The sequence below is a fragment of the Vibrio panuliri genome (assembly GCF_009938205.1).
GTDB lineage: Bacteria > Pseudomonadota > Gammaproteobacteria > Enterobacterales > Vibrionaceae > Vibrio > Vibrio panuliri.
Genome location: NZ_AP019655.1, coordinates 210802 through 235617, shown reverse-complemented (window position 1 = coordinate 235617; position 24816 = coordinate 210802). Strand labels below are relative to the sequence as shown.

The window sequence follows — 24816 nt, the reverse complement described above, 5'->3', positions numbered from 1 at the left end:
TCTTAACGTTACTAAAAGCACTACTCTATACATACGATCACATCACCAGCGATAGTTTTCAACTAAGCTGCACTATATACCCAAGTGACTAAGAGACTAAGTGCATGAAAAAATACCTATTAAGCACCCTACTACTCATCACACTCGCCGCTTGCACTCCAATAGAAAAGGAGAAGGCTCTGGGCACATTGGAACGCGATCGCGTGACCTTCTCTGCAACTGCAAATGAAATTATTCGTGAACTGCCGATCAAAGAAGGCAGTATTGTCGGTAAAGGAGACGTTCTCGTCCGTCTTGACAATAAAAATCAACAAGCGCTGCTCGCGCATGCCATTGCCGAACAAGCCAAGGCCGACGCTTACCTTTTAAAACTGACCAATGGTGAACGCCCTGAGGATATTGCTGCAGCGCAGGCTCGTGTCGTTCGTAGCCAAGCACAACTCACTGAAGCACAAAAAAACTATCAACGCAAAGCAGAACTGGTTGCGAAAAAACTGATCAGCCAGTCAGAGAAAGACTCCGCATTAGCCGCACGTGACTCAGCTCGTGCCGAACTGGATTCTGCTAATGAAGAGTTCAGCAAACTCACCGCCGGCTCTCGCCCTGAAGATATTGAACAAGCTAGAGCGGCACTCGCCGCCGCTCAAGCAGATGTCGCTTTGCAACAGCAAAAGCTGGATGAACTGACAATTGTTGCCACTCGAGATGGTGTGCTAGATAACTTGCCTTACAACTTAGGTGAGCGTGTTCCAGTCAACGGCATTGTTGCTGTGGTGCAAGCGAGTCAAGTGCCTTATGCACGAGTCTATGTGCCTGCGAACTATCGTGTCAGCTTTACTGCGGGTAAACAGGTAAAAGTTTATGTGGATGGCGTTGAACAAGCGTTTGATGGGCATGTTCGCTGGGTTTCAACTGAACCATCATTTACACCTTATTACGCACTGACAGAAGAAGAACGCTCACGTCTTATGTACCTCGCAGAGGTGGATTTAACGGAAGCAGCTGTCGCATTGCCTTCCGGAATCGCGGCACAAGTTGACTTGAGCGGGGAATAGCCATGTCAGAGTTTGCAATTCAAGCCAGCAATGTGGTGAAAAAATTCGGTGACTTTACCGCGATAGAAGGTATTAACCTCAATGTACCTAAAGGCAGTATTTATGGATTTCTTGGTCCTAATGGCTGTGGAAAGTCCACCACAATTCGCGTGCTCACCGGCCTGCTAAGCCCAACCTCAGGTAAAGTGGATGTTCTGGGCCTGCAAATCCCCAAGCAGTCAGAGTTACTGCGACTTAAGATCGGCTATATGACGCAAAAGTTCTCGCTGTATGATGATCTCACCGTTGAAGAGAACCTGCAGTTTATCGGCCAGATCTTTGGTATGCCCAATCAAGCCCTACACGCTCGCATCAATCATCAGCTTGGCGTTTATGGGTTAGATCAGCGCCGCAAGCAGCGGGTTAGCGGTATGAGTGGCGGACAAAAGCAACGCCTATCGCTGGCCGCAGCCACCATGCACAAACCAGAGCTTCTGTTTCTAGATGAACCCACCTCCGCAGTGGATCCTGAAAACCGCCGCGAGTTCTGGGAACAGCTATTTGATCTCAGCGATCAAGGCACCACAATTTTAGTCACCTCCCACTATATGGATGAGGCGGAACGTTGTCATCGTCTAGCGATTATGGAGTCGGGCTTGATCCGTGCTGATGGTGAGCCAGAACGTTTGATGGCAGAAATGGGAGTCAATGTTGTGGAAATTAAAGCGCCAGGATTGCGAACGTTAAAGGAAATGTTGGTGCAAAGACCACAAGTTCGTTCGGCAGCCCAACTCGGTGTTCGCCTGCGAGTATTGATCCACGCCCACATCGATCAGCCAATACAATGGCTGGCTAACGAGTTTCCGCAACTGGCTAACGCTGAGATGAACCTCGCTCGTCCAAGCTTAGAGGATGTGTTTGTCACAGTCACTGGGGAGGGCCGCCAATGATCCTCGGTTTTGTGCGAATGAAAGCGGTAATGTTGAAAGAGATTCGCCAACTTTCACGTGATCGCATCACATTTGGTATGGTGGTAATGATCCCGCTTATCCAACTGCTATTGTTTGGATTCGCGATCAATACTGATGTACGTAATATCCCTATCGCCGTTGTTGACCAAAGCCAAAGTGCCGCTGGCCGCGTGTTAACAGAGTCAGTTCGTGTCACTCAAGTCGTGGAGATCAAACAACGTTTCGCAACGCCACAACAAGCCGAACAAGCCATCCAAGATGGTAGCGTTAGAGCTGCGTTGATCTTACCGCCAGACTTAACTCAACGAATGGTGCAAGGGCGCGAGTTAGGGCAATGGATCGTTGATGGCTCAGATACGATGATCAGTGCTGCTATCCTCGGTTTGCAAAGCATGCCGCTGACTGATTTTGATTTTGAAATCAAACCTCAAGTGCATAAAACCTTCGAAGTTGCGCTGTTTTACAACCCAAGCCAGCGCTCAGCGGTCAATATCGTCCCTGGCCTACTTGGAGTGATATTAACCATGACCATGATCCTATTTACCAGCGCCGCCATTGTACGAGAACGGGAACGAGGCAATCTTGAGTTATTGATTACCACCCCTATCCACTCGATAGAGCTGATGGTGGCGAAAATTGTACCCTACATTTTTGTCGGCTTGATCCAAGTTGGGATCATTCTAGGCTTGGGGCATTTTATATTCGGCGTACCGATAAATGGCGCATTAAGCCAAATTCTACTGGGCACCTTGCTGTTTATTTCTGCCAGTTTAACTCTTGGTCTGGTCATCTCAACCATTGCCAGTACCCAGTTGCAAGCGATGCAAATGACGGTCTTTATTTTGCTACCTTCAATCTTGTTGTCTGGTTTTATGTTTCCTTATGAAGCGATGCCCGTTGCAGCACAATGGATATCGGAAGTGTTGCCAGCCACCCACTTTATGCGCTTAATTCGCGGTATTGTCTTGCGGGGTGCTGATTTAATCGACTTGTGGCGCGATACGGCGTGGCTCGCTGGTTTTACAGTATTTGGCTTAATTGTCGCTTCAAAACGCTTTAAAAAATCCCTCGATTAGTTTCCACTGCGGCGCGGTCGGTTCAAATTCTTTGGCAAGATCGCGCCCCCTCCCTTCACAACACTCCTCTCGACTGAGCGCCGTTGGCTATTTGATCCCCATGATAAACCAGACTCTGCGCTTTCAAACCTTTTGGGTATATAATCCAGTTCAACACCCGATCACAACTAATAGAACTAAGAGATCACCATGACTAATTACTTTGATAGCCCGTTCGCTGGCAAGCCGATTCAAGATCAAATTACCAATCCCAACATTATTGTTGGTAAGCACAGTTACTACTCTGGTTACTACCACCAGCACAGTTTTGATGATTGTGCTCGCTACCTAATGCCTGATCGTGATGATGTGGATAAGCTCATTATTGGCAGCTACTGCTCTATTGGCTCTGGCGCTGCGTTTATCATGGCTGGCAATCAAGGGCACCGTCATGACTGGGCAACAACATTTCCATTTTTTTATCAGGATAACCCGCTCTTTGCAGGCGCAAATGATGCCTTCGAACGGGCTGGGGACACGATTATTGGCAACGATGTCTGGATTGGCTCTGAAGCGATGATTATGCCCGGCGTCAAAATTGGTGATGGAGCCGTAATTGCCTCTCGTGCGCTGGTAACCAAAGATGTCGAGCCATACTCAATCGTTGCGTCGAATCCAGCCAAACACATTCGTTATCGCTTTGAACAGGCAGAAATCACCATGCTACTCGCTATGCAGTGGTGGAACTGGCCCGATGAATTAATTAAGCAAGCGATGCCTTTGCTGTGCAGTAAAGACATTCAAGGCTTACATCAGCTTTGGTTAAACCAGTTGCCTGCTTAATCGACTCTTAACCACTGACGAAAATCTGCTCGTCGGTGGTTTTTAACACCCTTATGCCACCGATCACTTAGCTAGTTTGTTAAGCTTCTCTCAATTTTTTCGAATCTAGATCATTGAGTTTTGGTGGCAAAACTCTTTATATTTCGCACAGGTTAAATTGATTCAGAGCGGTAAGTATGGGAAACAATTTAGATATTCAGAGTATTTTTGTCTTAGTAAAGATGCATGAGTTGCGAAACGTCAAGTTGGTGGCGGACGCCCTAGGAAAAACATCGAGTGCGGTAAGTAAAATTTTATCGAAGCTCAAAGTGCATTTTGAAGATCCTCTTTTTGTTCAAACCCGCAATGGCTTTGAACCCACCACTTTTATTGAGACAAACATTGATCATTTTGAAAATATCCTTTCGACGTTTGACTCAATTCAACATACTGACTTCGACCCGCAAACACTAAAACAAGAAATCATACTGTATGGTCACGCACTGTTTTGGGATAACTTTGGTGACAAGCTCTATTTAGCACTGCGCAAAGAAGCGCCCCACGCCAAGTTTTCAATGCGTCAATGGAACTTAGAAGCCCGAACCCGTTTAATCGAAGGGGAAAACTCGGTACTGTTTGGGATTTATGACGAAACCTTACCTCAAGTGATCCATCAACGCGCACTGTGTCATATCTCGCCGGCATTTTATGTACGCAATGACCATCCGGCACAAAGCTTTGAAGAACTGAAACAGTTCCCTTTTGTGATCACCCGTAACCCTGGCTGGCATGATGTCCGCTACCCACTATTTGAGCGACTCGCAAGTCTAGGTCATCGCATCACTGCAGATGTGGAAGTAGAGAACACCTTGACGATAGAAAATATCGTCACTAACTCGGATCATTTCTCTTTTACAATGTCGCGTGTTATCCCAAAAAACTGTCGAGCGATTGGGCTTCCGCTCACAAATTTGAACCTTCACTGCGTAATGAGCTATCACAGAGCGAAGCAAAATGACCCACAAAAATCATGGTTATACAGTGTAGGCGAACGAGTTCTTAGCGAGCTATCTGATTGATTTTATTTAATTAAAATTATAATGACTCACAATAAGCGCTTTGTACTTTTGTACAAGGCGCTTTTTTTCATCACCGTTTGTATAAAAGTCAACCCGCGCAAATAATCAGCTTATTGATTGTTTTGTGAACTCAAGCACGGTAATTTCCAAAATGGAAAGTCCAGATTTCCTGTAAACGTGAGCAATGTCTCATTAATATTCACTTCATCGAGAGGGGCAAGCCCCAAAACAAAAATAAATATGAAGAGGATCAAATTATGAAAAAAGCACTAGTTATCGCATTGTCTGTTCTATCTGTTTCAGCATTTGCAGCACACGCAGCATTTTCTCACAACGACATGAACGGCCAAGCTCAAAAAACTGAACAAGTTATCAAAGCAATTGGCAATGGCGCTATCAGCTTCGGCATGAACGCAAACCAAATTGAAAACGCAGTTAAATAATAAAAGAAAGTCAGCTCAACAACGTAAACGTAACTTAACCAAAAGGAAAACAACATGAAAAACGCATTCATCATCGCACTATCTATCTTCTCTGTATCAGCATTCGCTGCTCACTCAATGACAGCAAACGTTCCAGCAGAGAAAGCAGTAAAAAGCATCGCATCTGGCGCTATCAGCTTCGGTATGTCTGCTAAGCAAATTGAAAACGTAATCAACAAATAATAATTGCTCAACCTAACATCAAACTAAATATCACCAACTGAAAAGGAAAAGGTACACATAATGAAAAATGTAATTATCATCGCGCTTTCTATCTTCTCTATTTCAACATTCGCAGCTCAAGCGACTACGGCAAACGTAACTGCAGAGCAAGCAATTAAAGGTGTTGCAACAGGCGCGATGAGCATTGGTATGACACCAAAGCAAATTGAAAAAGCGATCAAGTAACCACTGTCCATTAATTATTGCTTCAAGAAATAAAACGAATAAAGGTAAAAATTATGAAAAAGACACTGATTATTGCGTTATCTATTTTCTCGGTTTCTGCTTTCGCTACACAAGCGTCAACTGCAAGTGTATCAGCAGAACGAGTTGCTCAAGGCTTTGCTAGTGGTGCGATAAGCGTTGGCATGTCGCACTCACAAATTCAGCAAGCCATTTAATAAAAAATGTCATTCGTCGACGATGACAACAATATGTTGAAGAGGTTTAACTATGAAAAGGGCCATTGTTATTGCTTTGTCTCTATTTTCATTCTCAGTATCTGGGGCGCATGCCGCTACCAACTCAGAAATGGAAAATGGCAAAAATGACAAGCCGGCTACGGCAGATGTGACAACAGAACAAACGATCAAAGCGTTTGCCACCGGCGCCATCGCCGTTGGCATGTCACCTAAGCAAATAGAACATGCAGCAAAAAGCATGAAATGATCTGCTAGCTCAAGGAGGAGCCGACGTATCCAAACTCCAATTTTTTAATCCAATAACGCCCTACAAAATCACAATAACAACATCAAAACGCGACTTCATCGCAATACTAAACTCTATTCTCCTGCCCTACCCATCACTCATAACACGCACCAGCCTTAATGACACTCCCGCTATTTTTCTTAGCATCCATCAGTCAAAAATGTTACCAGACCGCAATATGACGGGGTCGATTCTTTTAAAATAAGTTAAATATTATTGCAATTGATCATGAAAATGACAGCTTTGTTTCAGCCCAGATAGCCAAAGACAGTTTGTTGCAGATTATGTCAACTTAGCCGTAATTTTATACAATTAAACGTTTTTTATTTATCTATTTAATCAATGATTTATATTGATTTCTTACGCTTTCTCTAAGGATATGGGTGAAAAAAAATAAATTTGCGAAAGCTAGATAGGACAAGGGCTAGAGGCTTGATTTCAATTTTGGAATTTATCTTTTTAAAATTATCAATTAACGATACGTAACAAAAGTGTTAAGTTATGCCCGTTGGTGATACTGAGAAAATCATTCATAACATCGAGAATGTTTTAACAGTTTGAATACGGATGTTTACCAACATCTCCAATTTAACAATTTCAAATTGTTGCCCAAATTTTCGCCCATATGTTTGCTTATCATATGGGCGCTTTTTTTGTCTACTCTAAACTGAACCGAGTGAAAAATACTGGCTTCAGAGCGTTGTCTGATTCATTGTACCAAGCGCTTAAAGGTAGCCATCAATTCGCTTGAGGTTGATATCGACCAGGTTTGTGGTTCATGGCCAAAATCAAATTCGTCACAATCGCACCAATCACCGACAAGACAATTAAGCCCCAGTGCACAATAAACAACGACATCACCACAATACTGCAATCAAGTGCCATCTGAACTTTGCCGGCACGTATACCAAACCGCTCTTGTAGAAATAGCGCTAATATATTGAAACCACCTAAACTCATCTTGTGACGGAAAATAACTAATAATCCCGTGCCAATTAAAGCACCACCAATCAAGGCTGCATACACTTCGTTAATTTGCTTGAGTTCAATTACGTAATGTAAGTAATCAGAAGCCGCTGACACAATCAGCACTGCCACAAACGTATTGAGGGTAAAACGCCATCCCATTCGCGTGAAAGAGAGGTAATAAAACGGAAGATTAAGGGCGAAGAAGACTTGTCCGAAACTAAAATCGGTAACTTTGGTAATGAAAATCGCTAAGCCAGCCGTACCACCGGTTAGCAAGCCAACTTTATTAAAGAAGATGATTCCTAATGAAACCAGTCCGCTGCCAACCATTAGTGCTAATAAGTTTTCATACGGAGAGTGATCGGTGTCCATAGTTTGCGTTCCTTTGCTTACACACCTTGTAAACTGCACAAGGTGGCTTTTCCGTGCCATAAAATGGCGGCAGATTGATAAAAAGTCGACAAATAGATAAAAAAACCGCCACGGGTTAACGTAGCGGCAAGTTTACACTTCGTAAAATAAGGCGGAATGTTGGCTAAAAAATCTCATCCGTATCAAAGCTATGGGGCTCGACAATCTCAACAGGAACGCCATTTTGAGCCAAAATCGCCGCACGGGCTTTGGCATCAGGCTTATCCATCGCTTGCAACCACCACTTAAGCTCTTCAGGGACACCCAATACTTTTTTACTGCCATCACTACGAGTGAGGGGTTCATGGGCTTCTAAATAGACGCTTCTATCTGGCTCTAGCGTCACTTTGACCGGCTCATTAATAACCGTCACCTTCACGCCGAGTTCGACTTGCTGAAATAACCACTCAATATCTTTAGGATCCATTCGAATGCAGCCAGCACTGACTCGCATACCAATCCCAAAATCTTTGTTCGTTCCGTGGATCAAATAATCCCCAGCACCATGAGCTAGACGCAGTGCATACTCTCCCAACGGATTGTCTGGCCCTGCGGGTACAACAGCTGGCAGCTCTATGCCTTTTGCGGCGTACTCTTTGCGAATTGACTTAGGCGGCGTCCAAGTTGGATTGGGACGTTTCTGGCTAATTTTCGTCACCATTTCTGGCGTATCACGCCCAACACGCCCAATACCAACAGGGAAGATATGCACTTGATCCTCCGCAGGGTCAAAATAGTAGAGGCGCAATTCTGCTAGGTTAATCACGATGCCTTCATGCTCGACATGCGGCAAAATCACTTGTGTGGGAATCGTAAGTACATACCCTTCAGAAGGAAGGAAAGGGTCAACACCTTGGTTGGCTGCCATCAGACTCAAAAAACCAACGTCATATTGCTTAGCAATATCCGCCATGCTTTCACCTTTCTCAATCTGGTGAAACTGGATTCTGCCGACAATATTGCTGCCTTCCGGCGGCAATTGGTAACTTGTTGCCCAAACAGAGGCACTAAAACAACTACACAGTATGAGCAGCTTACGCAGCATTACAACGAATCCTTGGCATTTTGAAAGAAGCGTAAGGTTAGCGCTCTTTCGCTTTTGTGATCAACTATTGGTTGTGGATATGACAAGGTATTTACATTGTCCCATAACCACGGTTTATGAATAAACTTATCAGGCACACTCTCAAGCTCTGGAATCCATGTACGGATAAACGCCCCTTGTGCGTCAAATTTCTCTCCCTGCGTAATCGGATTAAAAATACGAAAGTAAGGTTGCCCATCGCACCCTGTCGAGGCACTCCATTGCCAGCCACCATTGTTCGCGGCATAATCGCCATCGATCAGTTGCTGCATAAAGTATTTTTCGCCTTCATGCCAATGGATATGCAGGTCTTTGGTGAGAAAACTTGCCACGATCATTCTTAGTCGGTTGTGCATCCACCCGGTGGCATTAAGCTGTCGCATCGCAGCATCCACAATCGGATAGCCTGTTCTACCTTGCTGCCAGGCACTCAAGTAATCATGGTTCTCCAACCATTCAACTTTCTCTGTCCAGCCAACAAAATTTTTCCCTTTCGAGAGCTTGGGTTCAAAGAAGACGAGATGTTGATAAAAATCACGCCAAATAAGTTCACTAAGCCACGTTTGACGCCCAAGGCTGAGATGATAACCGTGTCCGATCATTAAACGTGCCGTGCATTGTCTTACAGACAGCGCACCAATAGCTAAGTAAGGGGACAAGCGACTTGTGCCTTCTACCGCGGGGAAATCACGCTGCTGCTGATAACCATCAACATCGTCTTGGCAAAAATCACGCAGTCTTTGACGGATAGAACGAGTGTCGACGCAATAGCCTTCACTCGACGCGCGAGGGTAAGAAAACTCAGAGTCAGCAGAAAGCAGATAGGCCGACATCGCGCCAAGCTCTGCTCGCTCCTCAACACGGTGAGATTTGGCAATAGTGGCCGGATATTGCTCCAACTTTGCCAAGTAATGCTTTTTAAACGGGGTAAAGACTTTAAAGTAGTCACCCTGCTTATTAAACACACTCCCTGGGGCAAATAAACACTTGTCGTCATAGCTAGCCACATCACATTTGGCGCGCTCACAAAGGTACTGATCACGTTGCGACTCATTCCATTCATACTCTTTGTTAAACAGAATCCGCGACGCTTGCAGTTCTGAGGCGGCATCACATAGCCAATCAACGCTCTCAGTAAAATCCGCGACTTGATGGTAAAGAAGCGGAATATTTAGCTTAGCGAGATCATGCTGAAGTTCAAATAAGCGGCGATAGATTAAATCAGCTTGGATGGGAGCCAAATGATGCTTTGCCCAAGTCTCTGGCGTCGCGATAAAAACCGCGACGACCGGTTGCCCAGAATCGATAGCTTGGTGAAGTGCGCTGTTATCCTCTACGCGTAAATCTCGTCGCAGCCATACAATCTGCATTTTATGTCCTTATATTTTTGTCAAAGAGTCGAGCAGCGGATTCAGTATTAAGTTTTCAGCGAGTCGCCCTTGCAGTACTTTCACTGACTCAATTTGAACCTGAGAAGGTGCTTGGCTGGCAAACAATGAAACCGCTTGGTACTTTTTGAGTCCGTCATGATCGACTAGGGCTGAAACATCATCGACGCCTTCAATAAAGTTGACGCTAAAACCCTGTTCTGACAGTTTCAATGCCCATAATCGAAGCTCAATAGACCCCAGTTCTTCATAACTCACCAACAAGCATCGCCCTTGAGGAGCCACTTTGTTTTCGGCTTCCAATATGAATGAGAGCTGAGCCATCACTAACGAGTTGAACATCCCTTGTTGCAAGGTTCTCTGACTGCGTTTTACGCTGCTAAGTGCGTCAAAAATTGGCTGAATAAACCGATGCTGCAAGATATCCAGCGGATACTCTTTGCAAACTTGTGACAGTACGGATTCCGCTTTGGAGCGATTGAGCAATGCCAGTGCTGTCAGCATCGCCTCCACCTCTTCCAGTTGCGAATTTGCTAATGACACATCTTCAACGCCAGCCTCGCTTTCAAGCAAAGCTTTCACCTTGCCAATGGCCACCCCTTTTTCCAGCCAGCCTTGAATGGTTTTGATTTGTTCAATGTGGGTGTCTGTGTAAAGTCGGTGACCTTTCTCAGTGCGTTCTGGTTGAATAATATTGTACCGACGTTGCCACGCTCGCAAGGTGACGGGCTTGATGCCCGTTACCTCGGATACTTCTCGAATGGCGTACAGCTTTTCCTTACAGCCCATAACGTAGACGTAACTCCTCTGGGTAAGGGTTTAAAAATTTCTGATGTTGTAGGTATTCGTTGGGAGTGCGTTTCATATGATGCTTAAGCAGCGTCATTGGCGCCAGTAATGGTAATACCCCGATGCGATAGTCATCAATTACTTGGCAAAGCTCTGCTTTTTCTTCCGCGTTAAGATCGCGCTTAAAATAGCCTTGGATATGCATCAATACATTGGTGTTGTTTTTGCGGCTAGCTCGATTTGCCATTGCCTGCATTAACCCCGTTCTGTAACGTTGAAAGAACTCGTCGATACTGTAATCGGCCACTCGCGCCACCAACTTACCTAACTCTTTATAGGAAGCTGGATGATGTGCCATCAAAGTGAGTTTATATCGAGAGTGAAACGCGACGATCTTACCCGCCGTTGGCTCTCCGCCCATTGATTGGTAGAAATCGTGTAAGCAGTAAACACGAGTCACAAAGTTTTCTTTCAACACAGGATCATTAAGCCGACCATCTTCTTCGACTGGCAACCATGGCATGCGTTCCATCAGTTCTTTGGTGTACAGACCAACACCGACCTTGTCTGCGTTGTTCTTACCATAAACCTTAACGCGTTCCATACCACAGGTTGGTGATTTGGCACAGACAATGTAGCCGCAAAGATCTTGTTTGCTTAATTGGTCAATTCGTTTCTCAGAAAAATCGAGCATGCTCTGGGTGTGATCTTTAGACGCATCTTTGGTTTCGACTAGCGCAATGCGCTCTTGGTCAGAAATCAAACGAATGGTGGGGCGTGGTACAGGCATACCGGACTCTACTTCTGGGCAAACTGAGACAAACTCAAATACCTTGCTCAATTCATTGGTTACAAACCGACTCAATTTGTGCCCAGAATCAAACCGCACATTTTCACCTAACACACACGCACTAATACCGATTTTGATGCTCGCTTCCATGATGATCACTCCGCTCTATTATGACGTTGTTGTACATTTTTTATTTATGTACAAGTATAGTCACAACTTTGATTTATTGTACAAGTTTTTTTTTGGTACAACTTTTACGTATAACGCGCCTAAAAATGATCAATAAAATTTGTAAAATCTCTCCCAATCGATTGCCTCTTTGCTTTCAACAGATTTAGTTATCAAGAGTGATTATTTTTGATTAAGTCTAATTTTTTGTGACGAGAATCTCATGGATGCCCAGTTTTACTCGCTAGTATTGCCTTAACGAACATTTTGGCATTCAACAGTTTTAGTTACTAACCATTGAATGCCGTTGAATATTGGAGCAAGACTATGGCAACCCCACACATCAACGCTAAACCAGGTGACTTCGCTGAAACAGTACTTATGCCGGGCGATCCACTGCGTGCAAAATACATTGCTGAAACTTTCTTAGAAGACGTAGAGCAGGTTTGTGATGTCCGCAATATGTTTGGCTTCACTGGCACATATAAAGGCAAACGCGTATCGGTAATGGGGCACGGTATGGGTATCCCTTCATGCTGTATTTACGTGCATGAATTGATTGCTGAGTACGGTGTTAAGAACGTGATTCGTGTTGGAAGCTGTGGCGCAGTACGCGATGATGTTAAACTAATGGACGTTGTGATTGGTATGGGTGCCTCAACGGACTCAAAGGTTAACCGTATCCGCTTCAACAATCATGATTTTGCTGCTATCGCAGACTTTGGTTTGCTGGAAACGGCAGTAGGAAAAGCGCGTGAAAAAAATGTTCCAGTAAAAGTGGGCAACGTTTTCTCTGCCGATCTTTTCTACACACCTGAAGCAGACATCTTTGAGAAGATGGAAAAACTGGGCATCTTGGGTGTCGATATGGAAGCGGCAGGTATTTACGGTGTTGCAGCTGACCTTGGCGCAAAAGCACTGACTATTCTGACGGTATCAGACCACATTATTCGTGGTGAAAAACTCAGCTCAGAGGAACGCCAAAAGTCGTTCAATGACATGATGAAAGTGGCTCTAGAAACAGCCATTAACGTTTAAACAACTGTTGCCAGCTTTAAGCTGGCAACTTCGATTATCCTGAGGGGGCGATTGTGGCGTCTGGCGATTTGCCTGCGGAAGCGAACGGGTTACAGCTCAACTTTTGTAAAACATTGGCGTGTGACAACTTTGGATTGAGTGATGCAGAACGTTATGTTGTGCAGCATACCAACCCTAAACGACCAGCCATGGTTTGTCGTGAGTGTGGTGCTTTCCCCCCCTTACTTAATAATCAAGAAGTGCTCAATGAATTGCAGCGCTTGAGAAGCTATCACTGCGCTGGGCTCCCCGCTTGCCGCAACGAAGAGTGTCAAAACTTTGGCTTATCAGTCCATACCCACAAGCACCTCTATCATGCCTTTGGTTACAGTGGTGACCGTCAACGCTACCGCTGCAAATGTTGCCAACTGACCTTTGTAGATAAGTGGTCTGGCAGTAATCATAAACTCGCTTTTCAAGAAAACCTGCTGGCACAACTTTTTACCGGTTATTCGGTGCGCGAAATTTGTCGTAAGCTCGAGATCAACCCAAAAACTTTTTACGATCACATTGAGCATATTGCCAGCCGCTGCCGACGTAAACTTGCCATGTTCGATGCTCGCTGGGTCAACCACGCTGAGCAATTTGAGTTAGCTTCACACTATGTTCCACTGCAACCCAAAAGTAGCAATGGTGTCTTTTGGCTCACAACTGGCGACGCAAAGTCTGGCTATATTCTTTGCCAAAATGTCAATTACTCACCGGATGAAGAACCAAGTGGTGAGCTCGATCACGACCCGTTCAATACGCCCGCTCGTTACGTACCCTATCAATATACGACTGAAGCCAATCAGCCGCCTTCAATGCTTGCTAGCAGCTTGCGCGAACGAATTGACCAACAGTATCAAGTCATTTTAGCGCGTGGCAACGTTGAAGACCCAATGGGGAACTTAAGCAGTTTCCACTACCCTTCAAAAGGGGCATTGATTCGTCCTCCTTACACTTCTTATGCTCATTTTCTGCATGTGCTTAGCTTGTGTCCCGATGATAGACGCATCACGATTTACTTACCGCAAGATCCTCTCCTTCGCTCTGCGGCACTCAGTGTTAGTCTGCCGAGAATTGAAGCCAAATCCATCGACCTAATGTATGTTGATGGCAAATGGGGCAAAGATTTGCCTATCCCTAAAGTGGATATTGTTCATATGGGCTGGTGGCGTGACCGCTGGGCAATCGCAGAGACCGCTGAACATGCGAAAGGGCTCTGTTATCTAGCAGGCGAACGCAACGATCCGAAATATTGGTTGCAGCATGCATCTCTTGAGCGTACTGCTTTCTACCAAGCTCGCTTTCAACTGCTGTTCGAAAGTTTTATCAATGAGCCTCGTCGCAAACTACGCCCTGCTGGCTTGTTACCCGTATTGGATATTTTCAGAGCATGGCATAATTTGTGCTACCAAAATAAGTACGGTGTTACGGCTGCACAATCACTTGGCTTAACCTCCTCGCCAATGGCGCTGAGAGAATTGCTTTCGTAAATGTCATTAATGTGAAGTCCGCCATCAAACTGTCGCACAGTTAACACTTTTTATGGCACATAAAAGTTTACTTTTTTTATAATGCGAATTCATAGAACGTTGTACGTTAGCGCGTCATTATCTGCGAAGGACGAGATCATTGGACAAGAGCCAGCACCTGCTTACACATGAAATAGATAAGCTGAGATCACGGATTGAATCTGAGCCACTTCAGGTGCTAAAAGCCGCGGAAGCATGCGCGGACAGAGCCTACAAGATGCTCTACCCAGAAGGTGCAATTCAAAGCCTGATCATTATGTCACGTTGTTACTGGTCTTTGATGGACTACCGTAAAGGGTTAAAACGGATACGAGAGGCCTACAACAAGCTCGGCCAGATTGACAATGACGACTCCCTACCAGAAATTCTACACGTTCACGCCCTTCAATACTGGGGACAAGCCAAATACTACTCTGCTCAGCAATACTGGATTCGCTCTTTAGAGCAATCCGCTCTCGTGGATGATGCTGAAATCCAAATAGAATCACTGATTGGGTTGGGAAATATCTGGCGAGTACTTCGCGAATATGCCCCCGCCAAAGAGACCCATGAGCTCGCGGTAAAAGTCGCCAACAATCGACGCATCGAATGGTTAGAAGGCAAAGCGCGCATTTTGCTTGCTTGGGATCACTATTTACTGAGTAACTACATCGACATGCTTTCCATTTTGGATGGTGCAGAGGAAGCGCTCCAGTATCATCATGACTCAACTTGGCACGCAGAAATTTGGGATTTTCGCGGTCTTGCCTTACTCGGACTGGAGCGTATTGAAGATGCCGATGAAGCGGTAACCAAAGCACAGCGACTGGTCGATCAGAACAATCTTGTGTGGATGAAGGCACATTCATACGTCAGTCGCGCACGATTGGAGTTGATGCGCAAGCAGCCAAACAAGTCCTCTGAGTTATTGCGACTGGCAGAGAAAGCCGCAAACAGTTTTGAAGATGGAGAGCTACTCTCTCAGATTTACTATCAGCAATCTAAAGTTGCTGAAGAAGTTGGCGACTACAAAATTGCACTCGAAGCCTTTAAGCAATACCGCAGTCACTCTGTCAATATGATGCGGGAGCAAACCATCCGCGAGGGAAATGACAAAGCTCGAGAGTCGAAGCGTATACTTGAAAAGCGCGCGTTAAAACTCATTAATCGTATTCGAGGCCAATACGAATACGACCCCGACAAACACATGAGTCAGGTTGTTTCTGAAAACTATTGGTGGGAACAACTCGTCCTCTTCAAAACGCAGTTAAAGCAAGCTAACTACACCGTGATTGTCATCCACCATACTGATGGAGAGTGCTTAGACGTTTGCATGGAATTGGCGCATACATTATGCAATCAGAACGATTTACTCTCCCGACTCAGCCCTGAGCGTTTAGGGCTTCTGATCGGTGAAAAAGGAGAGCAAGCAAGCAAAGTGCATGATGTACTCTCCAAAATGGTCGAGATTTACCCTTGGCGACGCAGAGGCTTACCTGCTGAAGCGCCTAACATTGAGCTGCACGATATACTCTCTTTCCCATTTACGCTCGAGCAACTTGAACAACAAGAACTGCTCTGTTTCGACGGCGACACAACTTCTGTCAAGGAAGAACAATAATGGAAGCTTTTTTAAACAAGATCTCTGACGCGGGTCTCGACGCCTCATCGGTTATGGGTGAAGAAGCATTAGTGTTTTGGAACCATGTAAGAGTCCACGTTGCCACCACGCCGCAAGAAAAAGCGCAAGCGTTGATTATTTGCGCTGAGTTTCGCGCATCGCTAAAACAGTACCAGCAAAGTATTGACGATTTACAAGCCGCGCTTGAGCTATTGGCTTTACCACAAGACGCCACATTGATCCTAGAAGTAAGAGGATGTCTTGCCGAACGTTTGGTCGATCTAGGTGAGTTTGCTTTGGCACTCAGTGAATACATCGCGCTATCGTCTATTGCTGTTGAAACCAGCCACATTGATGCCTACGTGAAAGCCGTGATTGGCATGGGTAACCTTTGCGATGTGTATGGGGACCACGGCAAAGCACTGCGTTTCTATCAAAAAATAGACAGTATTGACCATGCTATTAGCAGCCGTTCGCTAAGACTGCGTTACAAGCTGTACAAACTTTCCTGTTTGATCGAGTTGAACCAAATCAAAAATGCCAGAGAGTTGATCGCTGAATGCGAAGAGCTCAGTATTCTGGTCAGCGATAAAGTGCTGTCAGGACAAATTCTACTCTATCAAGCCAAACTGCTGCGCCAATGCGGTCAACTTGATGAAGCGATGAAGTGCTTAGGCCACGTTAAGTACTCTGCAGGCAACATCAACTCCAAATGGCTGTCGAACATGATTCGCATGGAGCTAGGCTGCTGTTTAAATGATGCGAACAAAATCCATTTGGCTGACTGGGTGCTTGAAAGCGCTTATAAACGAATTAAGCAAACTGGCTCCCCTATCCTCAATTTAAAGTTGGCTAACGCACTAGCATCGGTATACGAAAAACATCAAAATTACAGAAAAGCTCTTGAGTATCAACACAGTGCCTATCGCATTGAAAGTGACTTAATGAAAAAAGTGCCGATTTCAGAATTGGGCTCTGGGCAATTGCGCCGTTTGTCGCGCTTTGAGCTTCAGCTCAAATTGATCCTATCTGAGATTGAAAATAAAGAACTTAAAGAAACCACAGAGAATCAAAAACATACAGTAGCCAAGTTGCAACAAGACGTTTTCACCGATCCACTCACTGGGCTGCATAATCGCCGCTGGCTTGATGTGAAGTTGAAAGACCTATTGCTACACGACGTAAAATTTGCCCTCTTGGTTGTCGATATCGATCATTTTAAATCGATTAATGATGAGCTTAGTCATCTAGTTGGTGACAAAGCGATCGTCAATGTCTCTAACGAGTTAACCCAGTATTTCCGCTTCCGAGGAGCATCATGTGTGCGCTTCGGCGGTGAAGAGTTCTTGGTCATTCTTGAGCGAGCGAACGTCGAACAAGCCAAGATGCATGCAGAAAATTACCGTCAACAGATCTTTCAGTTCGATTGGCAACCCGTGCTGGGTGAACGCGGCTTAACGGTCAGTATTGGCGTTACACTGCATCGAGAAGGTGAAAATACCCAACGCACTTTTTATCGCGCTGACAAAGCGTTATATCGAGCTAAAGCAAATGGTCGCAATCAAGTGTGTAGTGAGTGATCACTTTTCCACAAATTTAAGTAACGAATCATCGCAAATAGTTGACTAAAGGCTATTTTTGTAAAATCTTATAGTTGTAAGAGTTTACAAAAACACAAGGATGCCGTTATGTTTCTCGACTACTTTGCGCTTGGTTTACTGGTCTTTGTCGTACTGGTTTTGTTTTATGGCATTATCGCCATTCATGATATCCCTTACGAGATAGCCAAAGGGCGCGAACACCCACATCAAGATGCCATTCATTATGCGGGCTGGGTCAGCTTGTTCACACTTCATGCTTTATGGCCATTTCTGTGGATTTGGGCAACCCTGTGGCGCAAAGAGCGTGGTTGGGGGTTTCATCGCCTAGAGGAAGAGCAGCACGATCTGCACCATCGGTTGGAAAAGCTCATCGACCAAGTCGAAAGCTTACAACATGAGGTCAACTCGCTTAAGCAGCACTCTGCAACAGAGCAACACACTGATAAGCCTGAGGAGAAGTAACATGGATCTATTACTCATCCTAACTTATGCCGCACTCTGTATTGCTGTATTTAAAGTGTTTAACATCCCATTGAATAAATGGACAGTTCCAACTGCTGTATTGGGCGGTGTGGTATTGATCGGCACACTAATCTTGCTAATGAACTTCAACCACCCTTACACACAGATTGGTAATCAAGTCTTTACTACCACGCCAATCGTCTCTGGTGTGCGTGGCAGAGTCATCGAAGTGCCTGTCCAGCCCAATCAACCGCTCAAGGAAGGGGATGTTTTATTTAAAATCGATCCTGTTCCTTATCAAGCAGAAGTCGACAAGCTCAAAGCGCAGGTGAAAGAAGCAAGCCAAGGAGCGCTTGGCTTAGAAGCGAAACTGCAAGAAGCAGAGGCAGCCTTAACTAAGGCCATCGCGGAAAGAGATAAAGCGCAACGCGAGTTTAACCGCTACCAACGTGGTTTTGACAAAGGGGCGTTTACAGAGCAACAACTCGATACACGTCGCCAATCTTTCAAAGCAGCGGAAGCCACCGTCGAAGTCGCCAATACAAATGTTGAACAAGCTCAGATTGCGCTAAATTCTGAGATCGGCGGAGAAAACACTACGGTCGCTCGTTTGCTTGCCGACTTACGCAAAGCGGAGTTCAACCTTGAGCAGACAACCATGTACGCACCTACTGATGGCTTTGCAACTCAACTGGCATTGCGCCCAGGTGTTATGGCAGTACCGTTACCACTCTCTCCAGTGATGACATTTGTTCATACCGAAGATTTGGTTTACACCGCAGCGTTTCGTCAAAACTCATTGCAGCGTCTTAAAGCTGGCTTTGAAGCTGAGTTCTTGTTCCGCGCATTACCCGGCAAAGTATTCAAAGGTGAAGTAATCGAAGTGTTGCCAGCGATTGGTGAAAGCCAGTTTCAGGCTCGAGGTGCTTTATTGGGCACTGACGCTTTGCGTACCAACGGACGTGTGCTGGTTACATTGAAAATTACTGACGATATCGACGCCTATCAGTTACCAATGGGTACCGCGGTCGAAGTGGCGGTCTATTCCGATAGCTTCTCCCACGTATCCATAATGCGTAAGGTTCTAATACGTATGAAAAGTTGGCAAAACTACCTCTATCTCGATCATTAACTCGTAATGCGCTTTGCTTCCTGTCACGAACAGATAAGTCATCGTGGCAGGAGAGCGTACAACCTTTGATCAGAAGAATAACAGCGTGATTTTAAGTTATTGTTTTTAAAGAAATAAAACCCAAGATAAACTTTTCTAACTCAATATAAAAAAGTATCTAGACGTCTAGATAGTTAGCTTTCCATTGGTTGAGTTTCTATGTATAATCGCGCGCTTAAAACGTGACATAAGTCGCAAGCAAATAATCTAAGCTTGGCTTCGGCTGGCTTTCAATTCATCAGGACATTGGTTATCTATGAATCTTTCAGCTAAAACCGTTGTTGTTATCGCGATTGGTGCAGCACTCTACGGCATTGGTGGTCTACCTATGTTTGGCATCCCTGTGTTTGCTAACACCACTTTAAAACCAGCCATGGCCGTATTGGCACTATTCTCTGTTCTATTTGGCCCTCTCGTCGGCTTCTTGGTAGGCTTTATTGGTCACTGGGTAACAGACTTATTTGCGGGTTGGGGCGTATGGCTAACATGGGTGTTAGGCTCAGGTATCGTCGGTCTGACAATTGGTTTCTACTCAGCCATGACCAAAGATAACCTAAAGAAAGGTATTTTCAGTACCAAGGATTTTGTTCTATTTGTTATCCTAGCCTTTGTCGGCAACGTGGTGGGTTACGGCTGCTCAGCATTCCTTGACACCATTCTCTACGCAGAACCGTTCACCAAAGTTTTCACCCAGTTAACGATTATCGCAGCAGGTAACACCGTTCTGATTGCCGTCGTCGGCTTCTTTATTCTGAAAAACGTTGCTAAGCGTAATGCCATGAGCAGCAACCTTTCAGAGGCATAATAAGTAATGACTATCGAATTTTCTAACTTCTCTTTTAGGTATAAGTCGCTGGATAAACCGACACTAAAAAATATCAATCTAAGGATAGAGAAAGGAGAGAAAATCGTCATTATTGGTCCAAGTGGTAGTGGTAAATCTACCCTTGGACAGTGTCTCAATGGCTTAATCCCACATTCCATTTCTGGCGAAGTGACGGGTTCACTTTCTATTGCTGGTAAACTCACGAGCGAACTCGATCTACATGCTTACACCGAGCAGGTCGGGACGGTTCTTCAAGATACTGATAGCCAGTTTGTTGGCTTAAGTATTGGCGAAGATATCGCATTCGCGCTAGAGAATCAGATGCTTTCTAACATTGAAATGTACCCTCTTGTGAAAGCAACAGCCAAAATGGTTGACCTTGAGAATATGCTTGAGCGCTCGCCTCATGATCTTTCAGGCGGTCAAAAGCAACGCGTATCCCTTGCAGGCATCCTTGTCGATGATGTTGATATTTTGTTGTTCGATGAGCCCCTTGCTGCTCTCGACCCGAAGACTGGTCGTAAGACCATTGAAATCATCGATGATCTGCACCAGAACACGAACAAGACGATTATTATCATTGAACACCGTCTGGAAGATGTATTGCATCGTCCCGTTGACCGCATCATTTTGATGGAACAAGGCGAAATTATTGCTGATATGACGCCTGATGAGCTACTCACTTCTCCATTACTAGCTAAACACGGTATTCGTGAACCGTTATATCTTTCTGCATTGAAAGCGGCAAATTGTTCGATAACGAGAGCTGACAAGCCATCTTCGCTTGCTCAACTGGATGTTGAACAATACCAACCCGCCTTTGAAGCGTGGAAAGTGGAAGGTAAGAGCCAAACGCAAACCGACCAAGCGACACCTCTGCTACGTATTACCGATTTAACATACTCTTATGACGGCGAACGTAATGCACTAGAAAACGTCTCCTTTGATGTGATGCCTGGTGAGTTTGTCTCAATCCTTGGTAAAAATGGCTCAGGCAAGTCCACTATCACTAAACTCGTTATGGGTGTAATCGAGCCTGACGCAGGTAAGATTGAGTTTGAGGGACAAGATGTTGCCCAGTTAAGCATCTTTGAGCGTAGCCAGAAAATTGGCGTGGTACTGCAAAACCCAAATCATATGATTTCCCATCATATGATCTTTGACGAAGTCGCTTTTGGACTACGAAATCAAGGACTTACAGAAGAGCAAATCACAGAGAAAGTGGAAGCGGTTTTAGAGCTGTGTGGTTTAGGCAAATACCGTCATTGGCCAATTGAAGCATTGAGCTACGGCCAGAAAAAGCGTGTAACTATTGCTTCTATCTTAGTATTGGAGCCTAAATTGCTAATCCTTGATGAGCCAACTGCTGGTCAGGACTATCGCAACTACACCGCTATGCTGGCATTTGTGCAGCAACTTAACCGCGAACTGGGTATTACCGTGGTCATTATCTCTCATGACATGCATCTCGTGCTTGAGTACACCACACGTTCAGTGGTGATTGCAGATAGCAAACTCATCGCCGATAAGCCGATGACTCAAGTGTTCAGTGAGCCTGAGTTATTAGAACGCGCGAATTTGACCACCACCAGTCTTTATGACTTAGCAGAAAAACTGCATATCGAGGATAAAAATCAGTTTATGCAAGCCTTTATCGCCTTAGAGAAAACTGCCGCATGAACAGTTCAAAAATGAAGTTTGGTATCAGCTATGTTGATACCCATTCACCACTGCATAAGTTAAATGGCATTACTAAGTTTGCTCTTTTTATGGCTTGGGTGACAGTGGTATTGACCACCTTTGATTTGCGTCTGATTGCGGTATTGATTGCGACAGGTTTGCTGCTACTTAAAATGACAAAAGTGCCTGTATCAGTATACAAGCCACTGCTTATTGGTACTGTCAGTGTGTTGATGATGAACGCCCTGTTTATGTTCTTATTAGCACCACAGCAAGGAACAGAATACCTAGGGGCAACGACTGTGTTACTTGAGTTGCCTGGACCATACTCAATTACCCAAGAAACCCTGTTCTATCTAGTCACGGTGACTCTTAAGTACTTTAGTATGTTCCCTATCGCACTGGTGTTTGTGTTTACCACTCATCCGACTGAGTTTGCAGCCAGCTTAAACCGCATTGGCGTACCTTACAAAATCGCTTATGCGGTCAGTTTAACCTTGCGTTACTTACCTGAAGTTAAGAAAGACTTTGTCAACATCATGCATGCGCAGCAAGCAAGAGGGCTGGATCTATCCAAAAATGCCCCTCTGTTTACTCGTATTCAGAACGTCGCCAAGATTCTAGGACCTCTGATCTTCTCAAGTCTAGATCGTGCAGATGAAATTTCTAACGCAATGATTTTACGAGGCTTTGGCCGTAACAAAGGTCGCACTTGGTACAGCATGCGCCCACTCGCGTCTCTCGATAAGTTTGTGCTACTTTTCATTGCACTGATTGTCGTAGCCGCACTGGCAAAACGCTACTACGAAACTCAGCTGTTTTGGTACCCTTTCTAGCACCAATATATGCGATAAAAAAAGAGGCTCTTCGGAGCCTCTTTTGCTATTTACTGCCGGAGCAATATTAATTCCACTTAAGAACTCTAACTTCGTTACCTTCAGCGGGCTTGGCAGGAATATTTAGAGACAACAGCAGAGAGACCGCAGCCATTGCAGCACCAATATAAAATACCGCTGCTGGTGATACCAACCATACCAAACCAAAAGTGACGGGAATGACCACCGCAGCAATATGGTTAATCGTAAACGATACGCCCGCTGTCGATGCCATATCCGCAGGATCAGCAATTTTCTGCAGGTAGGTTTTAATGGCAAGGGCTAAGGCGAAGAATAGATGATCAACAATATACAAAGCTGCCGCCCACTCCGCTGTTTCGACCAGAGCGTAGCCAACAAACACCCCAATTAGACCTACATACTCAAACGTTAATGCCTTACGCTCACCGACAATACCAATAAAGCGGCCGATTTTTTTAGCAAACAAAAAGTTAAAACCGTAGTTAGCTAAAAACAGCAAAGTAATGTCAGCGGCAGAATAACCAAAGCGCTCCACCATCAAAAAACCGGCAAACACGGTAAAAATCTGGCGGCGAGCACCACTCATAAAGGTCAACGCATAGTAGAGCCAATAACGCTTACGCAAAACCAACTTTTTGTTCTGTGTCACGTTGGCTTCAAACTCAGGGAAGCTCACTGCAATCCACATCACCAATAGAAAACCAACACCACCAAACAACAAATAGATCCATTTGAACTCAAGATGGAAGATTTCTAGGCAAACCCAAAGTGCGCCATAAGTGAGCAGTGAAGCTAATGCGCCTACCGAAACAAACTTGCCTAAGGCTTCTGGGGCCTCCTCTTTGCTCAACCACTGTAGAGAAAGTGATTGCTTTAACGTCTCAAAATAGTGAAAACCCGTCGACATTAATAGTGTCGTAAGCAGCAATCCAACCACCGACGGGAAGAAGCCTGTTATTGCCGTACCCAGCGTTAACATCGCCAGTGAGAGCAACATAAAGCGCTGTTCACGAATAAAGAGCAAGACAAAGATAACGGTAAATGCAAGAAAGCCCGGTATTTCACGAACACTTTGCAACAAGCCAATATCGGCACCATCAAAGTTCGCTCGCTCTATAACAAAGTTGTTCAACAGAGCCATCCAACTTGAAAAGGCAATCGGAACAATGATCGATATAGCGAGTAAAAAGTTATGTGGCGTTTTCCACTGAGCAAACTGGTTCATCAAAGATTCCTTATAAAAAGTACTCTCAGATTAATGAGTGATGGAAATGAACTCAAACATATTTACTTTTTATACAGTGCTTTGTTTTTCTTTGTGCTCATGGTATATCAAATATACTCAAGTGACTTTAAGTGTGGATTCAGAGCATTGTCACTGGTTCGAGTATGTCGTTAACGATTTGGGGTTTAGAACCACTAAACCTTCAGTTCGTTGCCTTGTCTACAAATACCAAGTTATTCTCGCTGAGCTAGGCTCCCTATGGTTACTTGTGTATTGACTGCAATTAAGTGGCGGATATATATGGAAATTAAAGTTCGACCAACACAAGTGTCTGACGCCAAAGCTCTGGCTGAGCTCTATGCACAACCTAAAGCGCATCGTGAAACACTTCAACTTCCTCTCCCGAGTGAGTCCATGTGGCGTGCTCGCCTAGAGAAAATCCCAGAAAACATATACAGCTTTGTTGCAGAAGTGGATGGCAAAGTGGTTGGGAATATCGGGTTTGAGCATATGCAGTCACCTCGCCTCAGGCACTGCGGGTCATTTGGCATAGGTGTTCATGATGATTATCATGGCCTTGGCATCGCGAGCAAGCTCATCACCACCGTATTGGATTTAGCTGAGAACTGGTTGCAGATAAAACGCGTCCAAATCGAAGTTAATGCTGACAACCAAGCGGCGATCGCTTGTTATAAAAAATTTGGCTTCGAGATCGAAGGTGAAGCGAAATGTTCAGTATTTCGTGATGGTGAGTATGTAAGTACCTACTATATGGCACGCGTAAAGCCTTGAGGAGAGTCGCGGCAACTCTTTGTCGAGTGCCGCGAT

Annotated in this window: 26 protein-coding genes; 20 read left to right on the top strand and 6 right to left on the bottom strand. The window is 44.9% G+C overall.

Annotated elements, in window-relative coordinates; translation table 11 throughout:
- Positions 1–104: 104 nt before the first annotated feature.
- The 10 genes from GZK95_RS15945 to GZK95_RS15915 all read left to right on the top strand — a co-directional run bounded on the left by GZK95_RS15945 (position 105) and on the right by GZK95_RS15915 (position 6334).
- Positions 105–1055 (top strand): HlyD family secretion protein, encoded by a 951-nt coding sequence (locus tag GZK95_RS15945; protein ID WP_075705959.1) that lies wholly within the window; start codon positions 105–107, stop codon positions 1053–1055.
- Positions 1056–1057: 2 nt separating this feature from the next.
- On the top strand, positions 1058–1984 hold the full coding sequence (locus GZK95_RS15940) for an ABC transporter ATP-binding protein (protein WP_075713629.1): 927 nt from the start codon (positions 1058–1060) through the stop codon (positions 1982–1984).
- Complete coding sequence (locus GZK95_RS15935; RefSeq protein WP_075713631.1) at positions 1981–3081, top strand: ABC transporter permease; 1101 nt, start codon at positions 1981–1983, stop codon at positions 3079–3081. Before GZK95_RS15940 ends, GZK95_RS15935 begins: the two co-directional genes overlap by 4 nt.
- 189 nt (positions 3082–3270) lie before the next feature.
- Positions 3271–3903, top strand: coding sequence for a type B chloramphenicol O-acetyltransferase (gene catB, locus GZK95_RS15930; protein WP_075705956.1), 633 nt, complete (start codon positions 3271–3273; stop codon positions 3901–3903).
- 176 nt (positions 3904–4079) lie between these two features.
- Positions 4080–4961, top strand: coding sequence for a LysR family transcriptional regulator (locus tag GZK95_RS15925; protein ID WP_075713633.1), 882 nt, complete (start codon positions 4080–4082; stop codon positions 4959–4961).
- Positions 4962–5218: 257 nt separating this feature from the next.
- Positions 5219–5404, top strand: coding sequence for a hypothetical protein (locus tag GZK95_RS15920; RefSeq protein ID WP_075705954.1), 186 nt, complete (start codon positions 5219–5221; stop codon positions 5402–5404).
- Positions 5405–5458: 54 nt separating this feature from the next.
- Positions 5459–5626: a hypothetical protein gene (locus GZK95_RS22120; RefSeq protein WP_167369910.1), complete on the top strand. Its 168-nt coding sequence runs from the start codon at positions 5459–5461 to the stop codon at positions 5624–5626.
- 60 nt (positions 5627–5686) lie between these two features.
- A complete protein-coding gene (locus GZK95_RS22115; RefSeq protein WP_167369909.1) occupies positions 5687–5851 on the top strand; it encodes a hypothetical protein in 165 nt (54 codons plus the stop codon).
- Positions 5852–5904: 53 nt separating this feature from the next.
- Entirely contained in the window at positions 5905–6066 is a 162-nt protein-coding gene (locus GZK95_RS22110) for a hypothetical protein (RefSeq protein WP_167369908.1), read from the top strand.
- A 52-nt stretch (positions 6067–6118) separates the two neighbouring features.
- A complete protein-coding gene (locus GZK95_RS15915) occupies positions 6119–6334 on the top strand; it encodes a hypothetical protein (protein WP_075705953.1) in 216 nt (71 codons plus the stop codon).
- Positions 6335–7111: 777 nt separating this feature from the next.
- On the opposite strand, the gene GZK95_RS15910 is transcribed toward GZK95_RS15915, so the two are convergent.
- From GZK95_RS15910 to GZK95_RS15890, 5 genes are all read right to left on the bottom strand, one after another.
- Positions 7112–7714, bottom strand: coding sequence for a YitT family protein (locus tag GZK95_RS15910; protein WP_075705952.1), 603 nt, complete (start codon positions 7712–7714; stop codon positions 7112–7114).
- Between the two features lie 163 nt (positions 7715–7877).
- Positions 7878–8798: a L,D-transpeptidase family protein gene (locus tag GZK95_RS15905; protein ID WP_075713875.1), complete on the bottom strand. Its 921-nt coding sequence runs from the start codon at positions 8796–8798 to the stop codon at positions 7878–7880.
- Positions 8798–10207, bottom strand: a complete 1410-nt coding sequence (gene phrB, locus GZK95_RS15900; RefSeq protein ID WP_075713873.1) for a deoxyribodipyrimidine photo-lyase — start codon at positions 10205–10207, stop codon at positions 8798–8800. Before phrB ends, GZK95_RS15905 begins: the two co-directional genes overlap by 1 nt.
- A gap of 9 nt (positions 10208–10216) precedes the next feature.
- On the bottom strand, positions 10217–11014 hold the full coding sequence (locus GZK95_RS15895) for a MerR family transcriptional regulator (protein ID WP_075713871.1): 798 nt from the start codon (positions 11012–11014) through the stop codon (positions 10217–10219).
- Positions 11004–11954, bottom strand: a complete 951-nt coding sequence (locus GZK95_RS15890; protein ID WP_075705948.1) for a YbgA family protein — start codon at positions 11952–11954, stop codon at positions 11004–11006. Before GZK95_RS15890 ends, GZK95_RS15895 begins: the two co-directional genes overlap by 11 nt.
- Positions 11955–12299: 345 nt before the next feature.
- Between GZK95_RS15890 and deoD the strand changes: the two genes are divergently transcribed.
- From deoD to GZK95_RS15845, 9 genes are all read left to right on the top strand, one after another.
- Positions 12300–13010, top strand: a complete 711-nt coding sequence (gene deoD, locus GZK95_RS15885) for a purine-nucleoside phosphorylase (protein ID WP_075713627.1) — start codon at positions 12300–12302, stop codon at positions 13008–13010.
- 53 nt (positions 13011–13063) lie between these two features.
- Entirely contained in the window at positions 13064–14527 is a 1464-nt protein-coding gene (locus tag GZK95_RS15880; protein WP_075713625.1) for a lactate dehydrogenase, read from the top strand.
- Between the two features lie 139 nt (positions 14528–14666).
- Positions 14667–16166 (top strand): tetratricopeptide repeat protein, encoded by a 1500-nt coding sequence (locus tag GZK95_RS15875; protein WP_075705945.1) that lies wholly within the window; start codon positions 14667–14669, stop codon positions 16164–16166.
- Entirely contained in the window at positions 16166–17746 is a 1581-nt protein-coding gene (locus tag GZK95_RS15870) for a GGDEF domain-containing protein (RefSeq protein ID WP_075713623.1), read from the top strand. The genes GZK95_RS15875 and GZK95_RS15870 overlap by 1 nt, the downstream gene beginning before the upstream one ends.
- A gap of 108 nt (positions 17747–17854) precedes the next feature.
- The gene (locus GZK95_RS15865) at positions 17855–18229 is read left to right on the top strand and encodes a DUF3302 domain-containing protein (RefSeq protein ID WP_075705943.1); all 375 of its coding nucleotides are present in this window, start codon (positions 17855–17857) and stop codon (positions 18227–18229) included.
- A 1-nt stretch (position 18230) separates the two neighbouring features.
- Positions 18231–19361 (top strand): HlyD family secretion protein, encoded by a 1131-nt coding sequence (locus GZK95_RS15860; protein ID WP_075705942.1) that lies wholly within the window; start codon positions 18231–18233, stop codon positions 19359–19361.
- Positions 19362–19656: 295 nt separating this feature from the next.
- Positions 19657–20205, top strand: a complete 549-nt coding sequence (locus GZK95_RS15855; RefSeq protein ID WP_075705941.1) for an ECF-type riboflavin transporter substrate-binding protein — start codon at positions 19657–19659, stop codon at positions 20203–20205.
- Positions 20206–20211: 6 nt separating this feature from the next.
- On the top strand, positions 20212–21906 hold the full coding sequence (locus tag GZK95_RS15850) for an ABC transporter ATP-binding protein (protein ID WP_075715483.1): 1695 nt from the start codon (positions 20212–20214) through the stop codon (positions 21904–21906).
- Positions 21903–22742 carry an energy-coupling factor transporter transmembrane component T family protein gene (locus GZK95_RS15845; RefSeq protein ID WP_075705939.1) on the top strand — a complete coding sequence of 280 codons (840 nt, stop codon included), beginning with the start codon at positions 21903–21905 and terminating at the stop codon, positions 22740–22742. Before GZK95_RS15850 ends, GZK95_RS15845 begins: the two co-directional genes overlap by 4 nt.
- Before the next feature lie 67 nt (positions 22743–22809).
- On the opposite strand, the gene GZK95_RS15840 is transcribed toward GZK95_RS15845, so the two are convergent.
- Entirely contained in the window at positions 22810–23988 is a 1179-nt protein-coding gene (locus tag GZK95_RS15840) for an MFS transporter (protein ID WP_075715484.1), read from the bottom strand.
- A gap of 300 nt (positions 23989–24288) precedes the next feature.
- Between GZK95_RS15840 and GZK95_RS15835 the strand changes: the two genes are divergently transcribed.
- Positions 24289–24780: a GNAT family N-acetyltransferase gene (locus tag GZK95_RS15835; RefSeq protein ID WP_075705937.1), complete on the top strand. Its 492-nt coding sequence runs from the start codon at positions 24289–24291 to the stop codon at positions 24778–24780.
- Positions 24781–24816 lie beyond the last annotated feature (36 nt).